This window comes from Bianquea renquensis (assembly GCF_014384895.1).
GTDB lineage: Bacteria > Bacillota > Clostridia > Lachnospirales > Bianqueaceae > Bianquea > Bianquea renquensis.
Genome location: NZ_JACRSQ010000008.1, coordinates 129,267 through 140,230, shown reverse-complemented (window position 1 = coordinate 140,230; position 10,964 = coordinate 129,267). Strand labels below are relative to the sequence as shown.

Below are 10,964 nucleotides of genomic sequence, written 5' to 3'. Positions count from 1 at the left end.
CCCATTCAGATATCCTTCTACAATATTTAATTTTTCTTCTGATGTATATTTCCGATACATAAAATACCCCCAAGTAGATTTTGGTTATTTACCTTGTCTACTTAAGGGGTATCATATCATTGCACAGACCTGGCTCTTATTCTTTGAAAAAAAGCACTGCGCACTAATTAGTATTTAGTGCGACAGCTCCTACGTTTTAATGGAACGGTCAAAGTCTGCTCAACGTACTCTCTAATCTTAGCGGGATGGATTGGTTTATCTCATGTAGCCTAAGCCACAAGATGAACGTGCCGCCAAAAAAATATCAGAGGATAACAAGCCGCCATCTAAGGTATGGGCAGTTGGCTTTTTCCACATAGTATCTTCACTCCTTCCAGCATAGAGATTATCATACATTAGTCCGAAGTTCAAGTAAAATATTATCGACATAGTCAATAAAAACAGTTTTCGAATGTATAAAATATTCCGGATTTAGGCGCAAATAAATATCAGCGCCTCCCTTTTTTACTCTTGTAATGGCAACTTCTTCAACCAGATCCTCCACATATCGACCGATGGAGGAGCGAGATAAATGCAACTTTCTTGACAACTGAGAAACCGTCATCTCCTTTTTACTCAGCTCGCGTATTATATCAAGCTTGGTATCATTGCCATAGGACTTGATCACAGAATAAATCGTAATATAACGGTAATCAATGGCTTGGGATAAAACATCCGAATAGTTACAACCTAAAAGGAAGGCAAAAGGCTTTTTCCCCTGAGTTGATCTTTTCATAATGAGATACTGATCCAGATAACATACAGAATAGGTTTGATTCTCAAAATTAATTTCATCATCGATCATGCAAGCCCGTTTCACTTGACTTGTGGTATCTGCGGAAATGAAGGTATGGATGATGTCAGCTTTATCCTTATTTTTGGCATGAAATTTTTCCACCTCGATGAGCAAACTTTTTAAATATGAAATTAACTGATCAGCCAGCTGATTGAAATGATAAAACATATAATAGAAATAATCAATTTTAATAGATTCACTCAGCAGAGTTAACGCCTTCGCAATGCTTTCGCCTTCTGCCAAAAGGACCCTTTGCATATTGACATCCTCAAATGTATGGAGATAGTGAGTAACGACGTACTGTTTAAAAAAACGCTTGTCCTCAAGCTTTTGGAAAAAATCGGAGATTGAATCCCCAAAGAAATCCGTTTTTTCCAAAACCAATTTCGTGAGGACACAATGAAAGTGTTTACTGTAGTGAAAAAAAGGATAGAGAGAATCGGGAGGATTCGGAAGATTTTTTTTGATCCGAAAAGAATCGTAGTTATATAGGATCGTATCCGTCTTCTTGTGTGTAAGCGAGCTCAGTCGTGCTTCTACAGCTTTGCGATTAAAATATACCACATTATAAAATAAGGTATCATAGAGGATGCCAAGGGATTCATTGATATTCACATTATTCACTCCAATCCACACAACATGTCTTAAGATTATCACAAAGATGTGAGTAATGCAAGAGCTTTACAATTTTTATAATGGAAATCATTGCTGGATATGTTAAAAAAGGCCGCCCACTCGGGCGGCTGAACAGCCTTACTAGCTTTTGCGACTTGTGGCCCGCCATGGACTTTCCGGTGCGCCCATTCATTTTTGAGATTCGCAATTCGGTCTTTTGTGTCAATCCCTTTAGCAAATACACACTTCTTCTATAAAGGCCCTACCGATGCCCTTACCGTGTGATCCATTTGCCGTTGGTGAAGTCCGGAATGGCGACCGGCAGCCCGCCCATGGCGATGGAATTCTCTGACAGGGCGCTGATGCACATCCAAGCTGCCGTGTCGTATACGTCGATAGGTGGCTCTTCGTCCTTCATAACACTCTCGAAGAAGGCGCGGAACACCAGCCAGTCCATCCCGTCGTGGCCGCCCTTAATGCCCTCGGCCAGATACTGTTTCCAGATGGGATGCTCATACTGATCCCGATATTCCTCCACATTATTCCACTGATCCTTCCAGCAGAAATCATACTGATTGTGCACTCCATCGATGAAGAGGCTCCGATTGTCCTCCATATACATGGCCCTGGTGCCCTGAATGTGGAATCCACGGGAATACGCTCTGGGAAGGGTTGTGTCCAGTGTGAGAACGATGGTCTCTCCGTGAGCACAGCGGATTGTCGTCGTCACCACATCCCCCTGCGCAAAGGGATAATTGGTGATGTCATACTCATCGCCCTTTTCTCTCTTCAAATAATCATTAAGGCCGCGAGACTTGGACGCCACGGAGCTCAGAGACACCATACGGTTTCCGTGATTGATCTTTAAAACCTTTGCAATGGGCCCCAGCTCATGCGTGGGATAATTCTCACAATTGCGGTTTTTATAATTGTCCAGACGGTAGTGACGGTTTTCCCGGCCAAAGGAAATCTCGTGCCGCAGATCGTGATGATATCCACCCTGGCAGTGTACGATCTCACCGAAAACCCCCTGCTCCACCATGTTGCGGACCATCAGCTCATCCCGGCCATAGCAACAATTCTCAAGCATCATACACGGAATTCCTGTCTCCTCCGACGTGTGAACCAACTGCCACAGCTGATCCAGCGAGTAGGCTCCGCCGACCTCCATGGCAACTCGCTTGCCGGCTTTCATAGCGTCGATAGCCGGCTGTAAATGGTCCGCCCACGATGTGGTCACCACAAGGGCGTCCAGCTCACCCAGCGCCAAAATCTCTTTGTAGTCAGCCGTACACAGCGGCTCGTTTCCCTTCTTCTCCTTTACCATCTGAGCGGCGTGCATCCGGCGATCCTCATATTTATCACAGACGCCGATGATGGAGATGTCCTCCATAGGGATCATGACCGCCTCCAGTAGACTAGTCCCACGTCCGCCAAGGCCTACAACGCCAATCTTCAACTGTTCTTTTACCTTTGCCATCTTCTACACCTCATTACCTTTCATTTTGTCCATACTGCTGGATCGATTGTAAAATCGCCCGCAGGTTACGCTCGTGAATATCGGCCGGAATATCCTCCGTAATGCCGATGATGAACCGGCTTCGATCTTTTGCCTGGTCCAGGATATCCTTTGTATCCTGTATGATTCCCTCACGGGAATGGCATTGCCAACCGCTCGGCCAGTTTAGCCATAGGATCTTGTCCGGCCACTGCCCCATGGCTGTGGCTACATCAGGGCTCATACTGATATCATAGGCCTCGATATAATCCAACGGCGTCTGACCGATCAGATCCATGATGGTCGTATTGTCCGCATCAAAGTGCACGCCCAACTTTTTTTCACTTTTGCTCAGTGCCGCATACTTCCGAAATACCTCCGCCGCCTCCTCATAGACCGGCATGTAATACTCAGCGAAGACATCGCGCCCTATGATCTCCGGGGTCACATTTCCCCCATAGTTGGAAAACCGGAAAGGAGATGCCGCGATGATGGGGTAGACAAGTCTTGCCTTGTCCCGAAGAATCGAATACAATTTCAGAATCTCGTCCCGATTGTCCATCCACTCATAGCAGAACTCCAACGTTCCCATACAGTCGATGATCTTCTGGAGCGGCTCTAACCCGATATCATCACGAAAGATCACATCCTGCTCTGCCCTGTCCAGCGCCACCTGCTCCGCCAGCTCCTCGTACCGGGACGTCACCTGCATATCGGAAAATAAGAAGGCCATCTTTTTGTAATCATCCGGCGTTTTAAACATGTGCTCCCGCGTCCATGACGTCAGCCCCGCTGGCTCCGTCAGCGTCGTCAAATCGCCGTAGGGCGTCCGCCGCACTGTCCGAATGTGCTTTCGCCCGTCCACATACACAGTCTCCGAAAACTCCTGCACGTTGGGATAGGTAATCCGCGCTGAGGATACCCGGTGGACCACACAGGCTCCTTGCTCCCGCAGCGACTGCTCAAAAGGAAACCCGTCCATTAAATATTCATACACGGTAAAGGGGACCTGATCTGGTATCTCCCCGCGCAATACCGCATAAACCCGTTGTGCTGGGGTCATGCCTCGCGCCTCCTCTTAAAAGTTATCCATCTGATCATCACAAAAGGAATACAGATAGATATATGTATCCAAGTACCCGCCATCCTTTGCGTGATACCCCTTTGGAACCCGCGCCAGTCGCTGAAACCCAATGCTCTCATACAGCGCCATGGCGCCTGTGTTTGTCGCCACCACAGCATTGAACTGTAGCCCCAGAAAACCTCGAGCCTTAGCCCGCAGCAGCGAATCCTCCACGAGCCTGCGTCCAATGCCCTGTCCTCGCTCGCCCTGGCGCACAGCATAGGAAGCGTTGGCGATGTGACCACAGCGCCCGATATTGTTTGGATGCAGGATATACAGTCCAACCATCTCATCCCCGCGCCACGCGGTAATCGTATCGGTTTGCTCCAGAAAATACGCGTTCGCTTCTTCAACCGGCAATACTCTGTCCCCTGGGAAATAGAGTCCCTCTTCCACCACCTGGTTCCAGATTTCGCTGGCCGCAGCGCCGTCCTTTTCTTTATATTGTTTCAATACAATGGATTCCATCCGTATTCTCGTCTCCTTTCCCTTTATACCATCCGCCGTACGGATGTATTATAAACAGAGAGCAAGCGGAGAACTACCGTTTATTATACTAAATACGTCAGCTTCATGGCTATATAAAATCGTACAGTCATTAGTAAAATCGTATATTGTGCCATCTGCCATAGCCATAAGCCGTCTATACAAAATATACGATGAAGCCGGCCGCCAGCAAGCCCAGCACCAGCCCAGCTACCACATCCGATGGGTAGTGGACGTATAGGTACAGCCGGGAAAATCCAATGACCGCCGCCAGTGCCAAAGCGGCGATGCCCCAAAGGGGATATATTGACACAATCACGCCAGCTGCGCCAAAGGACGACATGGTATGACAGGAAGGAAACGAAAAATCCGATGGCCTGTTGATCAGAAGTTCAAACTCCGTATCGGTATGACACGGCCGCTTCCGGGCCGCGACCAGCTTGATCCCGAAGTTTCCCACCGCCACGCATACCAGCAGTACCGCCAACAGCAGAAATCCCATGCGTCTCGTGCCGGCCCGGGCAAGCCAAACCGCCGTAATGATCAGCCAAATCGCACCGCCATTTCCCAGGGAGGTCAAAACCGGCATCACACGGTCGAGAAACCTACACCGGATGTGATTTTGAATAAATCCCAGTATCTGATTGTCAACTGTCTGTATCCATCGCATACTTCTCATTCCCTTATCCTATCCGTAAACTCTCTGAGTCACTGCGCTTTGCCGCAGAAACTGCGGCATGGAAATTGTACCACGAGCCAGCAAAAAAGGCAAGGGGCTGCTTTATTTTCCGAGGGGAAGCCAGCGAAGTACCGTCTGGATCTTCTCATCCCAGTACGTCCAGCTGTGATTTCCCGCCGACTCCTCATAGGTTAAATCGTAACCGAGGGTTCGCAGGCTATCCCGCAGCTTCGCATTATCCGCATACAGGGGATCCTCTGTTCCACACCACATGTAAAGTTTCGGCAATGGCTTTCCAGACCTGGCCAGCTTGTCCGCCAGGGCGAACAGGTCATCATCGCTGCCTGTCGCCCTCTCCTTGGAGCCAAATATATCGAAAAAGAGCGAATCGTTAGTGTAGCTGTCAAAGAATGTGGCGATGTCCACAGCTCCGGAAAGGGAGGCCACAGCTCCAAAGGTATCACCGGCCCTCAACCCCAGCTTCAAGGCGCCGTATCCTCCCATGGACAGCCCAGCGGCGAATGTCTCCTCGCGCTTGTCCGACAGATTGGGAAAAAAGGACCGGCAGATTGCGGGCAGCTCCTCCGAAATAAACGTCCAATATTTTCGACCGTGAACCATATCCGTATACCATCCAAGATGCACCGTGGGCATTACAACGGCGATGCCCATATCGCTCACATAGCGCTCAATGGACGTGCGCCTCTGCCAGATCGTATGATCATCGCTCATGCCGTGCAGAAGATACAGCGTCGGATAGGAAGTGCTGTTCACCGCGCCTTCCATCCCGATCTGCCCTTTGGTTTGCTGTGGAAGAATCACATCCATATTCATACACATCCCCAGCACATTGGAAAAATAGTTTACATGAAGCAACGCCATCTGTCATTCCCCCTAAAGATTAAAATATTCTTTCGCATTGTGGAAACAAATATTCTCCACTAGCCGCGTCAGCTGCTTTCTCTCCGACGGATACTCCCCATTTTCTACCCAACGCCCGATCATACCGCACAGGATACGCCGAAAATACTCATGCCTCGAATAGGAAAGGAAACTTCTAGAATCTGTCAACATGCCAATAAACCCGCCTAATAACCCTTGGCTTGCTAAATCGCGCATCTGTCTTTCCATGCCTGCGCGGTGATCCTGGAACCACCACGCCGTTCCGTACTGCATCTTAGACGGCCACCGATCCGACTGAAAATTTCCAATCATCGACGCGAAGACATCGCTGTCTTTGGAATTCACACAGAAAAGGATGGTTTTCGGCAGCGCCCTGTCTTTCTCAAGCTCGTCCAAAAAATGAAAGAGCGGAGCTTCCATTTCACAGTCCCCGATGGAGTCAAATCCGCTGGCATAGCCGACCTCCTGGACCCGTCTGGTATTCTGGCTGCGCATGGCGCCGAGATGGATCTCCATAGCCCAATCTCTCCGGTGATACTCTTTCCCCAGAAATAGCAACATATGAGTGGAATACTGCTCCGCTTCCCTATCCGTCAGCCTTTTGCCAGACAGCGCCGCCTGGAAGATCATCTCCACCGAATTCACATCCGTCAGGGCACAGGGCATCTTTTCAAAAGCCATGTCGCTGGCAGGGCAGCCAAAATTCACAAAATAATCCATTCTGCGGACAAGCGCTTCCTTCAGGGATGCCAGGTTCACAATTTTAATACCCGCGGCTGTCCCTAAATTCTGCACGCGGCTGGCAAATCCCTTCTCTTCTATATGAAGGACTCCATCGGGTCGAAAAGCCGGCAACACTTTCACAGGAAAGTCCTTACACTGGGCTAGCTCTGCGTGTTCTCTCAGCTGTGCGCTTGGGTCCTCCGTGGTGCACAGGGCATACAGGTTGGACCGCAGGATTAGCTCCCGGGGGGTAAATCCTCCCTGGGCGATTCTCCGCTCCGCCTGGCGCCAGATACTCTCCGCCGTTTCCGGGCAGAGAAAATCCTGGATTCCAAAATACCGGCGAAGCTCTAGGTGCGTCCAGTGATACAGAGGATTTCCAATGGCTTCCGGCATCATTTTCGCGTACGCCAAATATTTCTCGTATCCATCCGCATCCCCTGTGATCAGCCGCTCTGGAATTCCAGCCGCGCGCATTGCCCTCCACTTATAGTGGTCGCCGGCAAGCCACAGCGTGTATAGGTCGGAGATGGGCTGATTGTCCAGAATATCGCTTGCGCTCAAATGACAATGGTAGTCGATGACCGGCTGCCTCTTCGCCGTCTGATGGTATAGCTCCACCGCTGTTGGCGTATCCAACAAAAAATTGTCATCCATAAAGTCTCTCATCGCTGCAATCCTTTCTCGTCGCGTAAATTTTATACCAAGGGATTTCCACCCTTGTCCTGCTATGGTTTGTTGGGATACGCCAAAAGTACTTAGGCTGGACTTTCGGCCCCTATGCGGGTACTCTATTCAAAAGGAAAGAATCCCATTGCCTCATAGGTCGCCTCGTCAACGACGGGTGTGCTGCCAAGCTGGTGGTCCTGCTTAAATCGTTTTACCGAATCTGACAGGCCCGCCCCAAACTTTCCATCGGGCGTTCCCATATAATATCCCAGCTGTCCAAGGCGGATCTGAACAGCATACACATCGGATCCAATATGTCCATTTTTCAGCGTGCGGTAGGAATCGCCAAAATACCCGTAGGTGCCCTTTACGATGGTAACATAGGTGCCATAGGGAACCAATTTTCTCAGCTCCTCCGCGTCCTCATTGTACATCCGGATACAGCCCTTCGAGGCGTTGCTTCCCACCGTCCACGGCTCATCCGTTCCATGGATTCCGTATTGCCCCCATGGGACATTGAGCGCCATCCATGTCCCCCCAAATCCCTCGTTCCAGGTATCTTTCGACACGATCTTCCAGGTTCCAAGGGGCGACGGCGTTGTGTATTTTCCGCCACTGCAGGGAAAGGTCTTTACCAGTTGCCCATTCTGATAGAGATAGAGCTGATCTTCATTCAGATCCACATAGATATAATACTCTTCCTTCTGCGCTCCTGCCGGCCCGGATGCGGCTTCCAATATGCCATCCGGCTGGGTGACCAGCTGCACCAGAATATAGAAGCCAACCAGGCATACCACAATCGGTATGGATTTTCTCAAACAGGACGGCTTTTTTCTCACAGGGATTCCTCCTGATACGAAGTTCTCCTATACTATATGCCGGAATACCTGAATCCATTCATTTTCCCCATTGTGACAGACGAATCCCAACCCACTATACTCAATCACCACGCCATTGGCAAGCACTTTCACTTGTCATAGCGTGGTGATTGTTTTTGTGTCAAACTGCCTTTACAATTGCCTCCACCGTCTCCTCCACAGTGCGCCCGCTGCACGGCAGGGTCACATCCGCATAGCGCTCATACAGCCCCGAGCGCTGGTCAAACACATCCCGCATTGTGCTTCCTTCGGGTATGACGATGCCCCGGGTTGTGATGTTGTCGAGACGGCGCATCATCTCTTCATAGGAAAGCTGAAGGTAGATGATCGTGCCGTCTCGCCGCAAATGCTCCATGGCCGCCTCGCTGTACACCACGCTTCCGCCAGTTGCGATTACAGTCTGATGACACGCTAGAGATCGAACCGCCGCTTCCTCCGCCTCTAGAAATGCCTTGACCCCGCGAGTGTCCAAGATCTGCTGAAGCAGACGTCCCTCCCGCTTTTGGATAACCAAATCCGTATCGACAAACTCTGCTCCTATTGTCTTCGCCAGGATAACCCCCACGGTACTCTTCCCACAGCCAGGCATTCCAATCAACACAATATTTTTCACGGTTACAGCTGATCCCCTTTCGCCCGCTGCCTTATCCGACGGCCTGCACAAACTCCGTCCAGATACTGTTATACAGATCCGAGGCCTCGTTGCTGATGACCTGGATAAACTCAACATCTTTCCGATTTTCCTCTGGAATATTGATGGCTGAATTGCTGGTATACTCTTCCGGCAGGAACTCATAGGCAGCCTTATTGGGGCACAGATATAGGATCTGTGGGTAGATGTCCGCTGCCACTTCCCCCTGCAAAATGTAATTCAAAAAGGCATGGGCGTTCTTTTCATGAGGTGCGTTGCTGGGAGTAAAGATGGCGTCGATTCCAAATCCCAGCCCTTCTTCCGGGTAGACGACTTTCAAATCAGGATTCACCGTCAGGCAGGTGGCCGCCTGGGACGTAAACATATAGCCCACGGTGGCTTCCCCCTCCAACAGTTTGTTGTACGGCGTGTCGTAGTCCAAAACCCGGACATTGTCCTTTAATTCCATAAGTTTGGACTTGGCCTCCTCCAGTACCGCGGAGTCCTCTTCATTTAAAGATTTTCCCATGGTTTTCAGCGTTATGCCGAGGATGTTTCGAGCATCGTTGACCAACACCAGGGAATCCTTCAGCGCTGGATTCCACAGATCCGCATACCCCTTGATCTCCACATCCACACGGCTGGGGTCATAGACAATAAGCGGCGTTCCTACGCCGTAGGGTACCGTGTACTCGTTGTCGGGATCAAAATAATTTCCTAGATAGGAGGGATCTAAGTTGTCATAGTTGGGGATCTGGGCTTTGTCCAATTTTTTCACCAGCCCCTTATCGATGGCCATCTTAACGATGTAATCGGACGCCAGAACAATATCGTACTCGCCGCCCTGCACCGTTTCCAGCTTGGACAGCATCTCTTCGTTGGTACTGAAATTGCTGTAATTGATCGCAATCCCCGTCTCCTCCGTAAAGGACTTTAGAATATCGTCAGGGAAGTAGGTCGCCCATGTAAAGATGTTCAGAACCTTCTCTTCATCTGTCTTCCCCTCTGCGCCATTGTTTGTAGACGGCTGGCTGGAATCGCCTGCACTGCCGCATCCCACAAGCAGAGTCATAGCCATGGCCGCTATCATAAATCCGACTAACAGCTTCTTCATAATTCCTCTCTCCTGTTTCTCTTAAATTTATTGGACCCCAAAATCTGGGATACAATGACAATGCAAAAGGTAACGCCCATGGTCAGAGTGCAGAGCGCGTTGATCTCCGGCGTCACCGCAGTCTTCAGCTGCGAATAAACCCGCACCGGCAGCGTCGTACTGGTTGGCCCCGCCAAAAAAAAGCTGATGATGACATCATCCAGAGACATGGCGAAGGCCAGCAACATCCCGGACAAAATTCCCGGTGCGATGAGCGGCAGGGTGATATCCCAAAATACCCGCCCCCCGCCTGCGCCCAGATCCCGTGCTGCCTCCTCGATGGAAGGATCGATTCCCAGAAGGCGGGTCCGCACATTGATGAATATATAGGGGATACAAAAGGTACAGTGGCCGATGATCATGGCCGGCATCCCATAGGGAATTCCCACGAAGGAAAAAAAGGTGAGAAACGCAATCCCCAATATGATTTCTGGAATCATGATGGGCAAGGTGGCAATGCTCTCAATCGCCCCCGCCGTGCGAAACCTCCCCTTTGTCATGCCCACAGCCCCCAGCGTGCCAATGACGCCGGAAATGAGACAGCTGCTGATTCCAAGCTTCAGGCTGTTCCACAGCGCCCCCATCATCTGTTGATCATGGAATAGAACCCGATACCAGTCCAGCGAAAACCCACCCCAGACCGCCGATATCTTTTGCTTATTAAAAGAATAGACGATGACGAGAACGATAGGAATATACATGAGTGCCAGGATCACCCCCAAATAGATTCCCGATCCCCACCGCCGCTGCGTATGCTTTTTGCCCTTCATC

Annotated in this window: 11 protein-coding genes; all 11 read right to left on the bottom strand. The window is 50.0% G+C overall.

The genetic code is table 11. From position 1 onward, the window contains the following. Nucleotides 1-388 precede the first annotated feature (388 nt). Nucleotides 389-1,450 carry an ArsR family transcriptional regulator gene (locus tag H8730_RS17860; RefSeq protein ID WP_177715961.1) on the bottom strand — a complete coding sequence of 354 codons (1,062 nt, stop codon included), beginning with the start codon at nucleotides 1,448-1,450 and terminating at the stop codon, nucleotides 389-391. Between the two features lie 274 nt (nucleotides 1,451-1,724). Further along, a complete protein-coding gene (locus H8730_RS07465; RefSeq protein WP_177715964.1) occupies nucleotides 1,725-2,930 on the bottom strand; it encodes a Gfo/Idh/MocA family protein in 1,206 nt (401 codons plus the stop codon). A gap of 13 nt (nucleotides 2,931-2,943) precedes the next feature. Beyond that, entirely contained in the window at nucleotides 2,944-4,011 is a 1,068-nt protein-coding gene (locus tag H8730_RS07460) for a uroporphyrinogen decarboxylase/cobalamine-independent methonine synthase family protein (protein ID WP_177715967.1), read from the bottom strand. Nucleotides 4,012-4,026: 15 nt separating this feature from the next. After that, nucleotides 4,027-4,539 carry a GNAT family N-acetyltransferase gene (locus H8730_RS07455; RefSeq protein ID WP_177715969.1) on the bottom strand — a complete coding sequence of 171 codons (513 nt, stop codon included), beginning with the start codon at nucleotides 4,537-4,539 and terminating at the stop codon, nucleotides 4,027-4,029. 175 nt (nucleotides 4,540-4,714) lie between these two features. After that, on the bottom strand, nucleotides 4,715-5,236 hold the full coding sequence (locus tag H8730_RS07450; RefSeq protein ID WP_177715971.1) for a phosphatase PAP2 family protein: 522 nt from the start codon (nucleotides 5,234-5,236) through the stop codon (nucleotides 4,715-4,717). A 102-nt stretch (nucleotides 5,237-5,338) separates the two neighbouring features. Next, entirely contained in the window at nucleotides 5,339-6,118 is a 780-nt protein-coding gene (locus tag H8730_RS07445) for an alpha/beta hydrolase (RefSeq protein ID WP_177715973.1), read from the bottom strand. A 12-nt stretch (nucleotides 6,119-6,130) separates the two neighbouring features. Further along, nucleotides 6,131-7,531, bottom strand: coding sequence for a glucuronate isomerase (uxaC, locus tag H8730_RS07440; RefSeq protein WP_177715975.1), 1,401 nt, complete (start codon nucleotides 7,529-7,531; stop codon nucleotides 6,131-6,133). A gap of 122 nt (nucleotides 7,532-7,653) precedes the next feature. Beyond that, complete coding sequence (locus H8730_RS07435; RefSeq protein WP_177715977.1) at nucleotides 7,654-8,370, bottom strand: L,D-transpeptidase family protein; 717 nt, start codon at nucleotides 8,368-8,370, stop codon at nucleotides 7,654-7,656. Nucleotides 8,371-8,530: 160 nt separating this feature from the next. Continuing rightward, nucleotides 8,531-9,022: a shikimate kinase gene (locus H8730_RS07430; protein WP_249289617.1), complete on the bottom strand. Its 492-nt coding sequence runs from the start codon at nucleotides 9,020-9,022 to the stop codon at nucleotides 8,531-8,533. A gap of 31 nt (nucleotides 9,023-9,053) precedes the next feature. Then, complete coding sequence (locus H8730_RS07425; protein ID WP_249289616.1) at nucleotides 9,054-10,154, bottom strand: polyamine ABC transporter substrate-binding protein; 1,101 nt, start codon at nucleotides 10,152-10,154, stop codon at nucleotides 9,054-9,056. Then, a complete protein-coding gene (locus H8730_RS07420) occupies nucleotides 10,151-10,963 on the bottom strand; it encodes an ABC transporter permease (protein ID WP_249289615.1) in 813 nt (270 codons plus the stop codon). The genes H8730_RS07425 and H8730_RS07420 overlap by 4 nt, the downstream gene beginning before the upstream one ends. Nucleotide 10,964: the final 1 nt, after the last annotated feature.